Below are 16,446 nucleotides of genomic sequence, written 5' to 3' on the forward strand. Positions count from 1 at the left end.
CTATTCGCGCGTCCACTACGATTTCACACTCCGTGACCCACGGAAATCCATTGGGGGAACGGAGGGAACTCTGTCCTATAACGCGGATCGGTGTCAACGAGGTCAACGAGCTGCTTACTTCGACGCTCACCCGATGCGCCGACTGCTCGGCAATCATGAGAACTTACTAAGGGAAACTTTGTCTCGCCGGTCTGTTCGGTGCCATAACCTGGCCAGTATCTTGTAGCCGATTCCCGGGATCTGATCGGTCAAGCGCTGCCGAGCGTGACCACGTTGTGCTCGGAAATGGGTTGGCCATCTGGAGGAGTTCGGATGAGCAGGACATCGCTGGGTGCGCAGCCGACGGACACGCTGCCGACGTTCGTGCCGGTCGACCAGGTGACCGAAACGTGTCTCGTACGGGTCGCCGGCTCCCGTCCCGACCACGTCAGCGCGCTCGCGCAGTGCCGGGACGACCTCCCGCCGATCCTCGTTCACCGGCCGACCATGCAGGTGATCGACGGCGTGCACCGCCTGCGTGCGGCGAGGCTGCGCGGGGATGCCACCATCGGTGCGCTGTTCGTCGACTGCACGGAGGAGGACGCGTTCGTGCTGGCCGTGAGCGCCAACGTGACCCAGGGGTTGCCTCTGACGCTGGCCGACCGCACCGCCGCCGCCTCCCGGATCCTCGCGTCGCATCCGCATCTTTCGGACCGCCTGATCGCGTCGACAGCCGGATTGTCCACCAAGACGGTGGCCGCGATCCGGCAGCGTACAACCGGGGAAATGACTCAGTTGCACACCCGCCTCGGCCGCGACGGAAAGGTGCGGCCACTCGACGCCTCCCACGGACGCATGATGGCGAGCCAGGCAATTTCGAACGACCCGGATCTTTCGCTACGGGCGATTGCCCGCATCGCCGGAATATCGGTCGGCACCGCCCGGGACGTCCGGGAAAGAATGCGCCGCGGCGAGGATCCCGTTCCGCCGCGATATCGCCTTTCCACCGGACACCGGGCGGAAAGCAACGCACCGGAGCACCATGGTCCGGGCAACACCACCGGCGGTGGCATCACCACCGACGGCAAGCACACCACCGGCACGCCTCGCGCCGAACGCGACCGGTTCCTGCTCGCGCTGCGCACCGATCCGTCGTTGCGGTTCTCCGAGATCGGCCGCGCGCTCCTGCGGCTGCTCGACGCCAACACGCTCGACGCCGCGCAGTGGGACCGCCTCGCCGCCGCCGTCCCCCAGCGCTGGTCACCGGTCGTCGCCGATCTCGCCATGGACTGCGCGGCCGACTGGTCGGCGCTCGCCTGCCGGGTCCGCGACCAGGTCCGCGTCAGCGCGTGAGTCCGGCGCGCACGCCACGGCGACGGCCGCCGTCATCTGGACCACCGCGAACAGCGCGACCACCGGAAGCAGCGACGACGCGTCGCCGGTGATCGCGACCGCGACCAGCGGCCAGAAGCTGGAGATGGTGACGCCGACCTGGTAGGTCACGGCGATCGCGGAGAACCGCACCATGGTCGGGAACAGGTCCACCAGGAACGCCGCCAGACCACCGTAGATCGCGCCGTGCGCGATGGTCAGCGCGGGGACGAGCACCAGGGCGACCAGCGTCGGATCGCCCGAGGACAGCCAGGCGCCCGCCGGGATCATCGCCGCCACCGAGACCGCGTAGCCGAAGATCATGACCGGCCGGCGGCCGAACCGATCGGACAGCGCGCCGAACACCGGCAGGGTCACGCACTCTCCCAGGGCCGCGATCATCAGCCCGGTCAGCACGGTCGACCGCACCTGAGGCCCGGCCTCCGCCGCGTGCGCCACCAGGAAGACGGTGAACATCGCGATCACCGACCCCGTGCCGAGCGAGGCGAGAATGCCGATCACCACGCGGCGCGGCCACCTCCGCAGCACCATGATCACCGGCACCCGGGCGGGACGGTTCTCCGCCCGGCCCCGCACGAACTCCGGTGTCTCCTCGATGCCCAGCCGGACCCAGATACCGATGCCGACCAGGACGATCGACCCCAGGAACGGCAGCCGCCACCCCCAGGTCAGGAAGTCCTCATCGGGCAGCCCGGAGATCAGCACGAAGGTGAGGTTGCTGCCGAACAGCGCCAGCGCGAAGCCCATCGCGGGCCAACTGCTGAAGAAGCCCCGGCGTCCGGGCGGGCCGTGCTCGGTGCTGAGCAGCACCGCGCTTCCCCATTCGCCGCCGATGCCGATGCCCTGGGCGACGCGCAACGTCACCAACAGGACCGGAGCGAGCACACCGGCCGTTTCATAGGTGGGCAGCAGGCCGACGCCGAACGTGGCGATGCCCATGATGAGCAGCGTCCACACCATCATCGACTTGCGACCCACCCGGTCGCCGAAGTGGCCGAACAGCAGGCCGCCCAGCGGGCGCGCGACGAACCCGGCCGCGTAGGTGGCGAACGACGCGAGCACACCGCCGGCAGCCGACGATCCCGGGAAGAACAGCGGGCCGAACACCAGCGCGGACGCCGTCGCGTACAGGTAGAAGTCGTACCACTCGATGGCGGTGCCGATCGTGCTCGCGATCAGCACCCGGCGGACCGAACGCGGCGCCGGGGCCGTCCCTGGTTTCACGCGTCCTCGCCGGACACGAGAACCCGCCCGCCCAGCTCGTCGGGATCGGTGGCGAGGTCGTAGACCCACACCTGCCGCCCGTCCGCCTCCCAGATCACCTTCCGCCCGTCCGACCGCACGGCGTGCAGCGCCTTCAGGTCCGGGTAGTCGTCCGATGCGGCGGCCCGCTCCTGCGGGAAGTAGGTCTCCGAGTACGCCTCGCGGGACGCCCCGGTACCGCCCTCGAAGAACTCGGTCAGCGAGGCGCCGTCCGACGGCAGCGGGTCCAGCCCGAGATGGTCGAGCACCGTCGGCATGATGTCGACCAGCCGCACCTGGCTGTCCACGCTCGTCCCCACCGGCACCCCGGGGCCGCTGATGACCAGCGGCACGTGCTGGGTCGCGTCGAACAGCAGGCAGCCGTGGCCCTCCTCGTACGGGTGGCCGAGGTCGCCGGCGTGGTCGTTGGGGTACCACCCGGCCAGGTCCTCGCCGTGGTCGGAGAAGCACACCACCAGCATCGAGTCGATGTCGTGGCCCATCTCGGCGATGCGGCGCAGCAGGAGCTGGACGTAGTGGTCGGTGTAGGCGATCTCGCCCTCGTACGGGTTCGCCACCTCGACGCCGACGTCCTCCGGCGGCTCGTACGGCCAGTGCGCGTCGAAGAAGTGCGCGAACAGGAAGAACGGGCCGGCGCCGTCCAGCGACCGGAGCCAGCGGGTGGCGCGTTCGACCACCACCGGCGCGCGCTTGAGCGCCAGCCCGCGCAGCTTCACGTCGCCGACCGACAGCGGGTCCCGGCCGTCCGGCAGCAGCGGGATCTCGTCGTCGTAGAAGTCGAACCCGCGGTCGATCCCGTACCACTGGTTCAGGCCGGGGCAGGACACCACCGCGCCGGTCGTGTACCCGGCCGCCGACAGGCGCTCCGCCAGCGTAGGAACCCGCTTGTCCAGCGCTTCGCGGAACAGGTGCCTGACCCCGTGGCGGGGCGGCTGGAGCCCGGTGAACACCGTGGCGTGACTCACCGGCGTCAGGGGGCACGACGAGATCGCCTGCGTGAAGCTGACCCCGCTCGCGCGCAGCCGCTCCACACCGGGGTACTTCCCGGAATAGGCCACGTCGGCGCGGACGGTGTCCAGGGAGATGAACAGGATGTTCGGCTGTGCGGTCACCGGGATTCCTCCGCGTTCCTCTGTCGACGCCGGGCGGCACCGAAGCTAACAACCGGCTCCCCGCGTTCGACAACGACCAACGGGCGGGCATGAACACCCGTGCTGAACAGCGCATCCCGCTCCTACAGTTACGCGGCGGAGACTCCACGACCGTGAAGCGAGGGAGCATTCACATGGCGCGCAAGTTGTCCCTGGCACTGGAGCTGTATGCCGACGCGAACGGCACCGTCGACCAGCGCTACATCGATCAGATGCGCGACCAGGACGCCGAACCGGTGCCGGTCGATCCCGCGCTGCCGAGGTTCACCCTCGTCGTCGGGCCCTCGCCGTTCACCATGCCGCGCGGTTGGGAGTTCTTCCTCACCTCCCCCTACGAAGGGGCGACGTACATCTCGACCGTGCTGCACAACGCCGGATATCCGGTGCGCATCGTCGACGTCCGCTACACCCCGAACCCACTGCAGGCGGCGTACGAGCAGATCAACGAAGGCACCGATGTGCTCGGTGTGTGCACGTTCGAGGACAACTTCCCGTTCTGCCGCGCGCTGATGGCGATGGTCCGCGCATCGCACCCGGACATCCCGATCATCTGCGGCGGCTCGCTGGTCACTTCCGCCCCGTCGGTGTTCATGTCCGACACCGACTGCGACATCGCGGTGATCAGCGAGGGCGAGATCACCATCCTGGAGCTGATGGAGAGTTACGCCCGCGGCTCGTGGAAGCACGACCTCCCGACCGTCAAGGGCATCTGCTACCGGGACGAGAAAGGCAACGCGCGCCGCACGCCGCCGCGTGGCCAGATGATGGATCTCGACGCGCTGCCCAGGATGCGGCTCGAACTGTGGCCCCAGTCGCGGTCGCCGCTCGGCATGCAGCCGCAGGTGATCTCGTCCTACAGCCGCGGCTGCAAGATGGACTGCTCGTTCTGCTACCGCACCACCCCGCAGGTGCGGGCGAAGTCGCCGGAGAAGATGGACCGCGACCTCGACTGGCTGAAGACCCGGTACGGCGTGGAGTTCTGCTTCTTCGTCGACCTCACGTTCAGCTCGCACCGCGGCCAGACCATCGAGATGTGCGACGTGATCTCCCAGCACGATCTGCGGTGGACCTGTCTGACCCGGTGCGCCGACATGGACGTGCCGCGCATCGACGCGATGCGGGAGGCGGGGGCGGACATCATCCTGTACGGCGTCGAGTCGCTGGGCCGCGAGGTGTTGCGCGAGGCGCGCAAGGGCAGCAGCGAGAACCTGACCGTCCGCGCGATGCGCACCACGTTCGAGGGCGGCGTGCGGTTCGGCTCGCTGCTCATCGTCGGTCTGCCGAACGAGACCGAGGAGTCCTTGTCGGACATGGTGCAGTTCGCCGAGCAGTACAACCATGTGACCCGGGTGAAGTACCTGTCGGCCATGCCCGGTACGACGGTGTACCAGGACGCGGTGCGGAACAAGGTGATCCGCAGCGAGGTCGACCACCTGAACTGGCTGTCGGTCGAACAGGCGCTGCACGAGGACGAGTTCCTGAACGTGAGCGGGCTGCCCGAGCGGGTCTGCCGGGATGCGTACAAACGGGTGTACGACGCCTATCAGCCCGGCCCGGTGATGGACTTCCAGCACTGGCCGGAGCACTTCCAGTACTTCCACCCGCAGCCGGCCGACGGAACCGAGCGGTCGACGTCGTACGCCGGGAACGGCTGGCGCGCGGAGTGGAGTTCCGCCGCCGCGCCCCTGGTTCCCGGTTCCGAGCAGTACACCTTGGACAAGGTGGCCGACCCGGCGGTGGCCGAGGCCGGGAGCACGCTGATGGACTGCGGCGCGAAGAAGCTCGCGGTCGGGGGCTGACCGGTGTCCCCCCAGGACGGCCCGATCCTGATCATCGGAACCGAACGCTCCGGGTCGAACCTGCTGCGGCTGGTGCTCGACGCGCACTCGCGGATCGCGGTCCCGCACCCGCCGCACTTCATGCGGTACCTGTCCGGCATCCCGTACGAGGGCGATGTCGACGCGATGGTGGGCGACGCGATGCGGTTGCTGCGCGACCACATCCACCCGTGGCCGCACGTGATCGACCGGGCCGCGGTGACCGAGGCGGCCGGCCCGTCGCTGTTCGGGGTGGTGTCGGCGATCTACGACCAGTACCGCGTCGCGGAGGGCGCGGCCCGGTGGGGGTGCAAGAGCACGTTCATGGTCGAGCACGTCGACGAGGTGCTCGCCGAACGCCCGGACGCACGGTTCCTGTGGCTGGTGCGTGATCCCCGCGATGTGGTCGCGTCCGCGAAGCGGGCCGTGTTCGGCTACTGCCACCCGTACCGGATGGCGCTGCGGTGGACGGCCGAACAGGACCTCGCCCGCGCGGCTCTGGAGCGATGGGGGCCGGGAGTGGTGCACCTGGTGCGGTACGAGGACCTGGTGGCCGCGCCCGACCGGGAGATCCGGGCGATCTGCGACTTCGTCGGGGAAGCGTTCGAGCCCGCGATGCTGGCGCACCACCTCGGTGACCACGCCCGGGTGACCGCGTCCCTGTCGGCGTCCTGGCGCACGGCGGGCGACCCGATCACCACGGCCCGGATCGGCGCCCACCGGCAGGGGCTGTCCGACCGGGAGCGGCGGCAGGTGGAGAGCGTGACCGCGCGGGCGATGGAGAAGCTTCGCTACTCGTTCGACGAGGCCTCGCTGGGCGAACCGGCTCCCGGCCCGCTCGGCGTCGTACTCCGCGGGTCGGCGGTACGGCTGGCGGTGGAGGCCCGATCGCTGCGCACCGACCGCAACCACTTCCGGCGCTGGCGGCGCGATGTCACCGTCCGCCGGCTGCGCCGCCGCGCGAAGCCGGACCGCGCCCCGATTCCAGCAGGAGAGAGCAGATGAACGAAACGGGAAGCGTCCGCACGCACTTCGCCGACCGGGCGGGCACCTACGACCGGTCCAGTTCCTGGTGCACCGACGACGCGCTCGGCGAGCTGATGCTGTCCACGGCCGCGCCCCGGCCGGGCGACGCGGTCCTGGACGTGGCGTGCGGCACCGGGCTGGTGTCGAGGCTCTTCGCCGGGCGGGTGCGGCGGCTGGCCGGCGTGGACATCACGCCGGAGATGGCCGAGCAGGCGCGCGACGTGCTCGACGAACTGGTGATCGCCCCGGCGGAGGAACTGCCTTTCGATGACGGCACGTTCGACATCGTGGTGTGCCGTCAGGGGATCCAGTTCATGACGCTGCCGGACGCGGTGCGGGAGATGGTGCGGGTGACCCGGCCGGGTGGGCGGGTCGTGCTGGCCCACCTGTGCGCCTACGGGGACGACGACCGCGACGAGTACGCCGAGATCCTGCGGCTGCGCAACCCGGCCCGGCGACACTTCTTCCGGCCCGGCGATGTCGAAGCCCTGCTCGCCGGCGCGGGGTGCGAACCGGTGCGGTCGCGGCGGTACGTGTCGGTGGAGGACATCGACGTGTGGTCGGACAACGGGGCGATCGGCGAAGACGCGCGGGAGGCCATCCGGGACCGTTACCGGAGGGCGTCACCCGCGTTCCGCGCACGGCACGCGGTGGACGAGGCCGACGGGCGGATCACCGACCACATGCTGTTCGTCGTCGCCTCGGGAACGAGGGTCTGACATGGAACCGGACCAGTCCCTCGCCGACGGCGTACGGGCCGCGTTCCTCGCGGAGGCGGCCACCGCGGCGCGGTACACCTACTTCGCACGGGTCGCCGACATCGAGGGCCACACCGAGGCGGCCCGGGTGTTCGACGAGCTCGCCGAGAGCGTGGCCTGCGCCGCCCACGGGCACCTGGACGTGCTGCGCGACCTGCTGGGCGGCGACGATCCGGACACCGGCCGCGCGCTCGGCGACTCCCGCAGCAATCTCGCCGCGGCGATCAGCCGCGACCTCGGGGAGGCCACCGAACGCTACCCCGGCCTGGCGGCGCGGGCGCACCTGGACGGGGTGGCCGATCTGGCGAGCTGGCTGGAGACGCTGTGCACGTTGAAGAAGACGCACGTGGACCGACTGGAGCAGGCCCTCAGCGGGCTGACAGAGCAGCGGTTCGCCGGGAACGGAGCGCCATGACCACCGATTACACCGCCGAGGCGATCACCGTCTACTCCGGGCTGGAGGCGGTGCGCCGCAACCCGTCGATGTACGTCGGGTCGACCGGCCCGGACGGCGCCCACCACCTGGTGCTCGAACTGGTCGACAACGCCGTGGACGAGGCCGCCGCCGGGCACTGCGGCGCGATCTCGGTGGAGTTGCACGAGGACGGCTCCTGCTCGGTCACCGACGACGGCCGGGGCATCCCCACCGACCCGCACCCGGAGGCCGGGATCCCGGCGTGTGAGCTCGTGCTCACCACGCTGCACTCGGGAGGCAAGTTCGACCACGCCTCGTACGCGACCTCGGCCGGGCTGCACGGTGTCGGCCTGGCCTGTGTGAACGCGTTGTCCCAGTGGTTGCGGCTGGACGTGTGGCGCGACGGCGCGCACCACAGCGAGTCGTTCGCCCGGGGCTCGGTCGAGACCCCGCTCAAGCGGGTCGGCGACAGCGTCCGCCGCGGCACCCGGGTGTGGTTCCGCCCGGACCCGGAGATCTTCTCCTCCTGCGTAATCGACGCGGATCTGCTGCACGCCCGGCTGCTCGACATCGCGTACCTGCACCCGGGCCTGCGGGTCGATCTCGTCGACCACTGCACCGGGCGGAACGAGTCGCTGTGCGAGAGGACCGGGGTACGGGGCCTGCTCGCGTACCGCGCCCGCGACGCCGAGAAGGTGCACGCCGAGCCGGCCACCATCACCTGGGCGGGCGACGGGTGTGTGATCGACGCCGCCGTCCAGTGGACCGAGGGGTACGCGGAGCAGATCTTCGCTTACGTCAACACCATCCGCACCGACCTGGGCGGGTCGCATGTGGACGCCCTGCGCGGTGCGCTGGCCGGGGTGGTGGCCGAGCACCTCGGCCCGGCCGCGGAGAAGATGACCGTGGTCGACATCCTGGAGGGGCTGACCGCGGTGATCGCGATCCGGATCCCGGACGCGCGGTTCGACGGCCAGACCAAGCGCACCCTGCGCAACGACGACGCGGGCGCCCGGGTGTTCGACGTCGTCACCGAACAGGCGCGGCGGGCGCTGGCGGCCGACCCGGAGCTGGCCCGCCGTATCGCCGAACGGGCCGTCGACGCGAGCCGGGCCCGGCTCGCCGCGCGGCTGGCCGGGCGGACGGCCCGCTCCCGGACCCGGGCTGTCGAGGTCGACTACGCGGTCTACCAGCGGCAGTTCGGGATCCGCTCGAAGGACTGGCACGACTCGTGCGCCTGGCTCACCGACGAGGATCTGCTCGGCAAGCACGCGGAGCTGTGCGCGGTGCCGCCGGACGCGCGGATGCTGGACGTGTGCTGCGGCAGCGGTGTCGTCGGCGGCGCGTTCCGCGGCCGGGTCGGCGAGACGGTCGGACTGGACCTCACCCCGGAGATGGCCGCGCTCGCCGCGACCCGGCTGGACGTGGTGCACCAGGGCACCGTCTACGACCTGCCGTTCCCCGACGCCAGTTTCGACCTCGTGGTCACCCGGGAGGTGCTGCATCTGCTGCCCCGGCCGGAGCGGCCGGTGTCGGAGATCTTCCGTGTGCTGCGGCCGGGCGGACAGTTCATCGTCGGGCAGATCGTGCCGTACGCGGATGTGGACGCGTTCTGGATGTTCCGCGTGTTCAAGAAGAAGCAGCCACTGCTGTACCAGATGTTCCGCGAGGAGGACTTCCGGGCGTTGCTCACCGGTGGCGGGTTCACCGACGTGCGGATGGAGGAGTACTTCCTGTGGGAGTCGATCGACCGGTGGATCGACACCCACGAGACGACACCGGCGAACCGGCAGGAGATCTACCGCCTCTACTACGAAGCGCCGCGCGAGGTGCGCGCCGTCCACCCGTTCGAGGTGCTGCCGGACGGTTCGGTCCGCGACCGGTGGCGGTGGTGCGTGTACTCGGTGCGGAAGCCCGACCATGCCTAGCCGCACCGTGGACAGCCCCGTCGCCGAGGTCGTGCGCCGGCTGGAGATGCTGCGGCCGCTGCGGGGCACGCCGGTACCGCACTTCCGCGCGAAGGTGCGCGATCTCGTCGTCGTCGCGTCGAGTTCGCGGGGCGGGTCGAGCATGCTCTCCGAGCTGCTGCGGACGTCGCCGCACCTGCTGCACCTGCGCGGTGAGCTGAATCCGTTGCTGCGGCTGGTCGGCCTCGACCACCCGCACAGCGGCACCGGATCCGACGAGCTGGACGCGGCGCACTGGCACGGGCTCCAGCCACGGTCCCGGGCGTTGTTCGATGCGGAGCTGGCGCTGGACGCCGGGTCTCCCGGCACCGGCGTGGAGAACCTGGCGGTGGACGCCGCGTGGCGGCTGGTCGTGCAGTGGCCGGGGCTGGACCTCGATCCCGTCGACCTGGTGCGAACCGCCGAGGCGGTACTGGACGGTGATCTTCCCCGGTTCGCGCGGTCGCTGATCGGCAGGGCCGGCGTGAACCCGTGGTACTACGACCTCCCCGGGCGGTCACCGGGACCACGACCGGCCGGGCCGCCCGGTGACATGCTGCTCGAAGAGCCGCCCTTCGTCCTCCCCCGCCCGTGGCGGCCCGCGAGCGAACACGATCTCGCCACGAAGCCACTGGTGATCAAGACGCCGGGCAACGCCTACCGGCTCGGCTTCCTGCGGGCCGCGTTCCCCAACGCGCGCCTGCGGATGCTGCACCTGACCAGGAACCCGGCCGCGTCGATCAACGGCCTGGTCGACGGGTGGCTGCACCACGGTTTCCACGCGTATCGGCTGGACGAACCGCTGCGCATCCCCGGATACACCGACGTGCGGCCGGCCGACCGGCACTGGTGGAAGTTCGACCTGCCACCCCGCTGGCCCGCGTACACCGCCGCCGCGCTGCCCCGGGTCTGCGCCCACCAGTGGTGGTCGAGTCACCGTGCGGTGCTCGCGCACGGGGCGGATCACACGGTGCGGTTCGAGGACCTGATCAGCGGTCCGCACGACCGCGCGGACGCCGTCGAGCGGGTCGCGGACTGGCTGGGGATCCCGTTCGACGGGCCACTGAAGCGGGCCGCGACCGACGGCATCGCCGCCACCGTGTCCACCGCCGCGCCACGCCCCGGACGGTGGCGGGCGCGGGAGGAGGAGGTCCGGTCGGCGCTGAGCGCCGACGTGCTCGCGATGGCGGAGAGGCTCGGCTATGCCCGTGACGACCACTGGATCTGAGCCGAGCACCCACGGCGGCCCCGGCTGGGTCCCCCGGGTGGCCTCGCATGGGGACGAGGTCGCGGCCGGAGAGGTGTGGGCGCCCTGCGGCTACCGGTCGGAGACGGCCGCGCTGCGGTCGGTGCTGCTGGTCCGCCCGCCGGACAGCGTCGCCGCGGTGGGACGGCCGGGGGCCTCGCTCATGGTCGGGCCGGTGGACCTCCCGGCGATGCGGGCGCAGTGCGAGGCGCTGGCGGACCGCCTGCGGGGCAACGGGGTCGAGGTGCACCTGACGTCCCCCGAGGCGACGCCGAACGTGGTGTTCGCGCGGGACCTGTTCTGGATGACCCCGGCCGGGGCGGTACTGGCGCGGATGGCGTCGGTGCAGCGGGCCGGCGAGGAACGGCACGCCGCGCTCGCGCTGGCCGGGGCCGGGTTCCCGATCCTGCGCACGGTGTCCGGCACCGCCGTGTTCGAGGGCGCCGACGCACTCTGGATCGACCCGTCGACGGTGATCGTGGCTACCGGGTTCCGCACGAACCCGGCCGGCGCGGCCGAGGTCGCCTCGGCGGTCGCCGGACTGGGGGCGCGGGTCGTGACGGTGCCGCTGGCACCGGGCGTACAGCACCTGCTCGGGACGGTGGTGTTCCTCGACCGGTCCACCGCCGTCGTCCACCGGGCGGCGTGCCCACCGGAGTTGGCGGCACTGCTCGCCGAGTACGGCTATCGGGTGATCGCACTGCCGCCGGACGAGGAACTGCTGGTGCGGCGCGGGATGAACCTGCTGGTACTGGCGCCGGGGCGGGTGCTGATGCCCGCGGGCTGCCCGGGAATCCGGCGGACGCTGGAGCGGGCGGGCGTGGCCGTCGACGAGATCGACGTCGGCGCGTACCTGCGGGCGGCCGGCGGCATCGGCTGCGTGACCGGGGTGGTGCGCCGTGAGCACTGAGAGCCGGTCACTCGGCCGATCGCTGGGCCGGGTACACCGTGGGGTCGTCCAGCGGCACCTTCAGCCAGGAGATCATCTGGCGGAGCTGGTGGTAGGCCGCGAGCCGCTGCTCGTCGGAGTCGGCCTCCTCCGCGGCCGCGATCGGCTCCCACAGGCGCGGCACCATCACCGGCCCGAGTTCGAGCAGGCCGCCGCTGCCGCCGGTGGCCCACTTCGCCAGCACGTACCGGACGATCGCGCCGACCGGGATGTCCAGGTTCCGGGACATGCCGCGCACCGTCTCCAGCGGATCGAGGAGCCCGTAGTCGACCACTTCGGCCTTGAAGTTGGCGTGCGGGTCGTCCGGTGGCCAGCACCGCTCCCACCGGCGCAGCCGAACCGTCGGCGTACCGGTCGCGTCGTGGGCCAGGTCATTCATGTAGCCGTCCATGTCGCCGTCCATACCGCCACCCTAGGGCGGCACCGAGCTTGTCCGACCGGGCAGGGATGAACACCGAAGTGAGGAAAGGAGAACCAGTGAACGAGAACCTTCGTGAGGAGCGACTCGCCCTCGTTCCGACCGACTCGGGCGCCGCGACCAGCGGCACCGCTACGGCCGACGACGAGGCGATCCGTCAGCAGCTGCGCAGCCTCGGCTACCGCATCTGACCGAACCGCCCCGGCCCGCCCGCCTGTGCGGGCGGGTGGGCCGGGTGTCCCCGCGAAGGAGGCCGGAGACGGTATGGCTGAGACGACCAACCCGTTCGACGACGACGCGGCGTTCCGGGTGCTGCGCAACGACGAGGACCAGCACTCGCTGTGGCCGGAGTTCGCTCCGGTGCCCGCCGGGTGGCGCGTGGTGCACGGTCCGGACGGCCGCGCGGCGTGCCTGGCGTACGTCGAGGAGAACTGGACCGATCTGCGTCCGGCCTCCCTGCGCCGCGCCATGGACGACCCGTCCGGGTGAGCCACCGGGGTGAATCGGCCGCGGGAACCCGGCGGCCTGACGGCATAGGGGCAGAAAAGTGAGTCGGTCCGCACTTCCGTTACCTCGATCTCGACCACGTTCACGGGAGAAGCGCGGGCGCGCGCTGATCGTGCAACAGGGCGCCTGGGACATGCCCAAGGAATCGATGCCGCTCGCCGCCGGCTATCTGACAGCCGCGGCACGGGCCGATCCCGTGGTGGGCCCCGAGTTCGACGTGGGCATACAGAACTTCCGCGGTGGAGAATCGCTCGGCTCGATGGCGCGCACGATCTTCTCCGGGGTGGTGCCGGACGTGCTGGCGTTCTCGGTCCTCGGCTGGAACGTCGACCAGTTCGGCGCGCTCGCCGAGACCTACAGGTCGGTGCGCCCGGACGGCTGGGTCGTCTTCGGCGGAACGCACGTCGCCCACCAGGCGGAACGCGTCTTCCGACGCTTCCCCGAGGTCGACGTCGTCGCCAACGGCGAAGGCGAGTTCACCTTCCGCGACCTGCTGCTCGCCGTCCTTGAGGAGAAGTCGCCGCACGACCTCTCGCAGGTGCCGGGAATCTCCTACCGCGACGAGGAAGGCACGATCCACACCACTGCCGAGGCACCGCGCATCGACGACCTGGACATCATTCCGTCGCCCTTTCTCACCGGGGCCATCCCGCTGCTCGACCACACGGGCCGGTTCCGCTACGACGTCGCGCTGATGGAGACCAACCGCGGCTGCCCGTACAAGTGCTCCTTCTGTTACTGGGGTGGCGCGGTCGGCCAGCGGATGCGTGACTTCTCCCGCGAGCGGCTGCGCGCGGAACTCGACATCTTCGGCTATCACCAGGTGCCCACGGTGGTGTTGTGCGACTCGAACTTCGGTATGCGGAAGCCGGACGCGGAGTTCGTCGAGGACCTCGTCAGGACGCGCGAGAAGTACGGGTTCCCGCGGTCGTTGGAGACGTCGTGGGCGAAGAACAAGTCCAGGACGTTCCGCAACATCATCCGCCGCATGAAGGCCGAGGGGTTCCAGAGCTCGTTCACCGTGGCGCTGCAGACACTGGACGACACGGCGTTGCGTGACATGGGCAGAAGCAACATGCGGCTCAACGAGTGGAAGGAGCTGGCGACCTGGCTCGCGGCAGAGGGGCTCGACGCCTACGCCGAGCTGATCTGGGGCGCGCCGGGTGAGACGGTCGACTCCTTCCTGACGGGCTACGACCGGCTCTCCGAACACGTTTCCCGCATCGCCGTCTACCCTCTGTTGCTGCTGCCCAACACGGACTACGCGGAGAACCGCGAGGAGCACGGCTTCGTCACCGTGCGCGGCGACAACGACGACTTCGAGTACGTTCTCGCCAACCGCACCGTCACGGTCGCGGAGAACACGACGATGCAGCGGTTCATGTTCTGGGCCCGGACGATGAGCGAGAACATGTACTTCCGGCACATCTGGGTGCCGCTGCGGGAGCTGGCCGGGCTCACCCAGAGTGCCGTCCTGCTGATCCTGTCGGACTGGTTCCAGGACTCGGCCGATCCCGCCGTCGCCGATCTGCTCGGCCACGGCCGCCAGTTCACCGACTCCGGCCTGGTCGTCGGGTCGCTGCACAAGCTCTACGCCGACCCTCGGTTCGCGCCGGTCTTCCGGCGATGGTGGGACGAGGCGATCCTGCCGAAGGTGCCCGAGCGGCACAGACCGCTGCTGAACGAGATCTTCCGCTACGACAACGCGACCCGCCCGATCTACCGCGGAGCGGGTGCCGAGGACGCCGAGGTGCGCAGCATCGACGGTCTGCCGCACTACGTCCGCGGCGGCCTGCGGTTCCAGTACGCGATGCCACATGTTCTCGACGCCATCCGCACGGGCCGGCCGTTCGACGACGAACCCTCTCCGGTCGAACTGACACTCGCCCATCGCGTCGGGTTCGACGACTACCTGGACAACCACGAACTCGCGACCTACTACGCCGGCCGTTGCCTCGGGATCCGGTAGCCGCCAGCACCCCGGCCCCGGACCTCAGGCGTTCGTCGACGCCGCGTGGGGAGCGTGGCTGAGCGGGCTGACGAGTCCGGCGAGCGCACGCTCCAGTCCGTGCAGGTGGGCCAGGGCGGGGTCGGCGGCGGCGGGAAGCTCGGGCAGGTGGAAGCCGCCGGAGCCGCCGGGAGTGGTGAGCGCCTCGACGGCCGCCTCGACGCGGGAACAGGCGGCCGACAGCCGTGCGTCGTGCGAGGCGTCCGGGTCGGCGGCGATCGAGGCCAGGCCCCGGACCTCGGTCACGCAGTCGTCCAGCAGCGCCAGCACCTGCCGGGCGCGTGCCTTGCGGGCCGGCAGCGGGCTCAGGGGGTGCACCAGCGGCGCGAGGGAGAGCCGGACCCGGCCGAGCAGCACCTCCAGTTCGGCGACGCGGGGGGCGGGGTCGGCGAGCGTCGAGCCGGCGAGCCGGTCGGCCGCCTCGGCCGTGCAGGCGTGCACGCACCGCAGGGCCTTCTGGATCCACGCGTCGGTGATGGCGTGGGTGGTGACGGGAAGGACCAGCAGCACGGCGAGCACCGCACCGAGGGAGCCGACGGCGGTCTCCGCGACGCGCAGCCAGAGCAGGGCGGCGTCCAGGACGCCCAGCACCCCGTAGAGCATGCCGGCCATCACCGTCACGAAGAACATCATCCAGCTGTACGAGACCGCCGCCGTGTAGAAGATGCCGAAGACGCTGACCGCGACGACGGCGGCGGTCGGTGCTCCCGCGCCGTCGAGCGGGATGGCCACGGCGAAGCCCGCGACGATGCCGATCACAGTGCCCAGGACCCGCCGGAATCCCCGTACGAGCGTTTCGCCGCGCGAGGTGGTGTTCACGAAGACCCACCAGGTGGCGCCCACGGCCCAGTACCACCGCTGGTCGGACAGGAGCTGCCCCAGGCCCAGCGCGAAGGCTCCGCCCAGGGTGGCCTGGACGGCCTGCCGGGTGGTGATGCGCAGCGGACCCCGGCCCTCCGGGGGAGCGGGCGCGGCCACGACGGGCAGCCGCCGCTCGTAGCACCACAGGCCGAAGCGCACGAGTGACGAGGCGCCCAGGGACAGCAGCACGGCGATGTACAGCTCGGGCAGCTGGCCGGGCACGGTGTGCAGGAACTGGGCGGCGAAGAACATCATGAACGCGAAGACGCCCAGCGCGTGCCCGCGCGGCCCCCAGCGCCGGGCGTACACGCCCGCCCCCATCACGGCGAGGAAGATCAGGTCGCGGGCGGCCGGCTGGTCGTGCAACACGGCGGCGACGGCGAGGACCGGCAGGCCGACGGCGGGGAGCAGAGCGGTGGTGACCGCCTGGCCGCGCACCGTCGGGTCGGTCACGGTGAACAGGGCGAGCAGGGCCGCGAGGCCGCCCGTGATGGACGCCACCAGCGAATGCCCGGCAAGGCCGCACAGCGCGACCGCGAGGCTGATGCCGAGCACGCCACGGCCGGCGAAGCGCAGCCGCACCCGCCCCGGGTCCGGCGCCACGAACACCCTCTTCAGCACACTTCCACCCCTTCCGCGTCGCCGCAGAACTCGCATGAAAAAGGCGCCGCGGAAGTCCGCAGCGCCATCGATGGATCCATTGCAGCATC

General features: G+C 70.8%; 15 protein-coding genes. 11 read left to right on the forward strand and 4 right to left on the reverse strand.

What is annotated here, in order from left to right:
* The first annotated feature begins 312 nt into the window (after positions 1-312).
* Positions 313-1,332, forward strand: a complete 1,020-nt coding sequence (locus IE272_RS18810) for a ParB/RepB/Spo0J family partition protein (RefSeq protein WP_190007315.1) — start codon at positions 313-315, stop codon at positions 1,330-1,332.
* On the opposite strand, the gene IE272_RS18815 is transcribed toward IE272_RS18810, so the two are convergent.
* Positions 1,240-2,595: an MFS transporter gene (locus IE272_RS18815; protein WP_190007316.1), complete on the reverse strand. Its 1,356-nt coding sequence runs from the start codon at positions 2,593-2,595 to the stop codon at positions 1,240-1,242. The two genes, IE272_RS18810 and IE272_RS18815, sit on opposite strands and share 93 nt — an antisense overlap.
* Positions 2,592-3,746: a sulfatase gene (locus IE272_RS18820; protein WP_056699131.1), complete on the reverse strand. Its 1,155-nt coding sequence runs from the start codon at positions 3,744-3,746 to the stop codon at positions 2,592-2,594. Before IE272_RS18820 ends, IE272_RS18815 begins: the two co-directional genes overlap by 4 nt.
* Positions 3,747-3,919: 173 nt before the next feature.
* On the opposite strand from IE272_RS18820, the gene IE272_RS18825 reads away from it, so the two are divergent.
* Genes IE272_RS18825 through IE272_RS18855 form a run of 7 tightly spaced genes read left to right on the forward strand, consistent with a single transcriptional unit; the run spans position 3,920 to position 11,903 of the window.
* Entirely contained in the window at positions 3,920-5,584 is a 1,665-nt protein-coding gene (locus IE272_RS18825) for a B12-binding domain-containing radical SAM protein (protein WP_050357459.1), read from the forward strand.
* A gap of 3 nt (positions 5,585-5,587) precedes the next feature.
* A complete protein-coding gene (locus tag IE272_RS18830; RefSeq protein ID WP_190007317.1) occupies positions 5,588-6,607 on the forward strand; it encodes a sulfotransferase family protein in 1,020 nt (339 codons plus the stop codon).
* The gene (locus IE272_RS18835) at positions 6,604-7,347 is read left to right on the forward strand and encodes a class I SAM-dependent methyltransferase (RefSeq protein ID WP_190007318.1); all 744 of its coding nucleotides are present in this window, start codon (positions 6,604-6,606) and stop codon (positions 7,345-7,347) included. The genes IE272_RS18830 and IE272_RS18835 overlap by 4 nt, the downstream gene beginning before the upstream one ends.
* 1 nt (position 7,348) lies before the next feature.
* Complete coding sequence (locus tag IE272_RS18840) at positions 7,349-7,801, forward strand: rubrerythrin family protein (protein WP_190007319.1); 453 nt, start codon at positions 7,349-7,351, stop codon at positions 7,799-7,801.
* Entirely contained in the window at positions 7,798-9,729 is a 1,932-nt protein-coding gene (locus IE272_RS18845) for a methyltransferase domain-containing protein (RefSeq protein ID WP_190007320.1), read from the forward strand. Before IE272_RS18840 ends, IE272_RS18845 begins: the two co-directional genes overlap by 4 nt.
* Positions 9,722-10,975, forward strand: coding sequence for a sulfotransferase (locus IE272_RS18850; RefSeq protein ID WP_190007321.1), 1,254 nt, complete (start codon positions 9,722-9,724; stop codon positions 10,973-10,975). Before IE272_RS18845 ends, IE272_RS18850 begins: the two co-directional genes overlap by 8 nt.
* Positions 10,950-11,903: a dimethylarginine dimethylaminohydrolase family protein gene (locus tag IE272_RS18855; protein ID WP_229897343.1), complete on the forward strand. Its 954-nt coding sequence runs from the start codon at positions 10,950-10,952 to the stop codon at positions 11,901-11,903. The genes IE272_RS18850 and IE272_RS18855 overlap by 26 nt, the downstream gene beginning before the upstream one ends.
* A 7-nt stretch (positions 11,904-11,910) precedes the next feature.
* Here IE272_RS18855 and IE272_RS18860 read toward each other — a convergent pair whose 3' ends face one another.
* The gene (locus tag IE272_RS18860; RefSeq protein ID WP_056699745.1) at positions 11,911-12,333 is read right to left on the reverse strand and encodes a DUF6027 family protein; all 423 of its coding nucleotides are present in this window, start codon (positions 12,331-12,333) and stop codon (positions 11,911-11,913) included.
* Between the two features lie 86 nt (positions 12,334-12,419).
* Here IE272_RS18860 and IE272_RS39130 point away from each other — a divergent pair, with 86 nt between their 5' ends.
* The 3 genes from IE272_RS39130 (at position 12,420) to IE272_RS18870 (ending at position 14,836) form a co-directional block, all read left to right on the forward strand.
* Complete coding sequence (locus IE272_RS39130; RefSeq protein WP_257140581.1) at positions 12,420-12,551, forward strand: hypothetical protein; 132 nt, start codon at positions 12,420-12,422, stop codon at positions 12,549-12,551.
* A 73-nt stretch (positions 12,552-12,624) separates the two neighbouring features.
* Complete coding sequence (locus IE272_RS18865) at positions 12,625-12,849, forward strand: MbtH family protein (protein ID WP_056699150.1); 225 nt, start codon at positions 12,625-12,627, stop codon at positions 12,847-12,849.
* A 130-nt stretch (positions 12,850-12,979) separates the two neighbouring features.
* The gene (locus IE272_RS18870) at positions 12,980-14,836 is read left to right on the forward strand and encodes a KedN5 family methylcobalamin-dependent radical SAM C-methyltransferase (protein ID WP_190007322.1); all 1,857 of its coding nucleotides are present in this window, start codon (positions 12,980-12,982) and stop codon (positions 14,834-14,836) included.
* Positions 14,837-14,860: 24 nt separating this feature from the next.
* Here the strand turns inward: IE272_RS18870 and IE272_RS18875 are convergent, their stop codons facing one another.
* Complete coding sequence (locus tag IE272_RS18875; RefSeq protein ID WP_190007323.1) at positions 14,861-16,357, reverse strand: FUSC family protein; 1,497 nt, start codon at positions 16,355-16,357, stop codon at positions 14,861-14,863.
* Positions 16,358-16,446 lie beyond the last annotated feature (89 nt).

This window comes from Streptomyces anulatus (assembly GCF_014650675.1).
Lineage (GTDB): Bacteria > Actinomycetota > Actinomycetes > Streptomycetales > Streptomycetaceae > Streptomyces > Streptomyces anulatus.

Excerpts from the sequence above, each read along its gene's own strand:
- IE272_RS18835 (WP_190007318.1), top strand. The coding sequence starts at position 6,604 with ATGAACGAAACGGGAAGCGTCCGCACGCACTTCGCCGACCGGGCGGGC.
- IE272_RS18845 (WP_190007320.1), top strand. The coding sequence starts at position 7,798 with ATGACCACCGATTACACCGCCGAGGCGATCACCGTCTACTCCGGGCTG.
- IE272_RS18865 (WP_056699150.1), top strand. The coding sequence starts at position 12,625 with ATGGCTGAGACGACCAACCCGTTCGACGACGACGCGGCGTTCCGGGTG.
- IE272_RS18840 (WP_190007319.1), top strand. The coding sequence starts at position 7,349 with ATGGAACCGGACCAGTCCCTCGCCGACGGCGTACGGGCCGCGTTCCTC.
- IE272_RS18855 (WP_229897343.1), top strand. The coding sequence starts at position 10,950 with ATGCCCGTGACGACCACTGGATCTGAGCCGAGCACCCACGGCGGCCCC.
- IE272_RS18850 (WP_190007321.1), top strand. The coding sequence starts at position 9,722 with ATGCCTAGCCGCACCGTGGACAGCCCCGTCGCCGAGGTCGTGCGCCGG.
- IE272_RS18825 (WP_050357459.1), top strand. The coding sequence starts at position 3,920 with ATGGCGCGCAAGTTGTCCCTGGCACTGGAGCTGTATGCCGACGCGAAC.
- IE272_RS18860 (WP_056699745.1), bottom strand. The coding sequence starts at position 12,333 with ATGGACGGCTACATGAATGACCTGGCCCACGACGCGACCGGTACGCCG.
- IE272_RS18810 (WP_190007315.1), top strand. The coding sequence starts at position 313 with ATGAGCAGGACATCGCTGGGTGCGCAGCCGACGGACACGCTGCCGACG.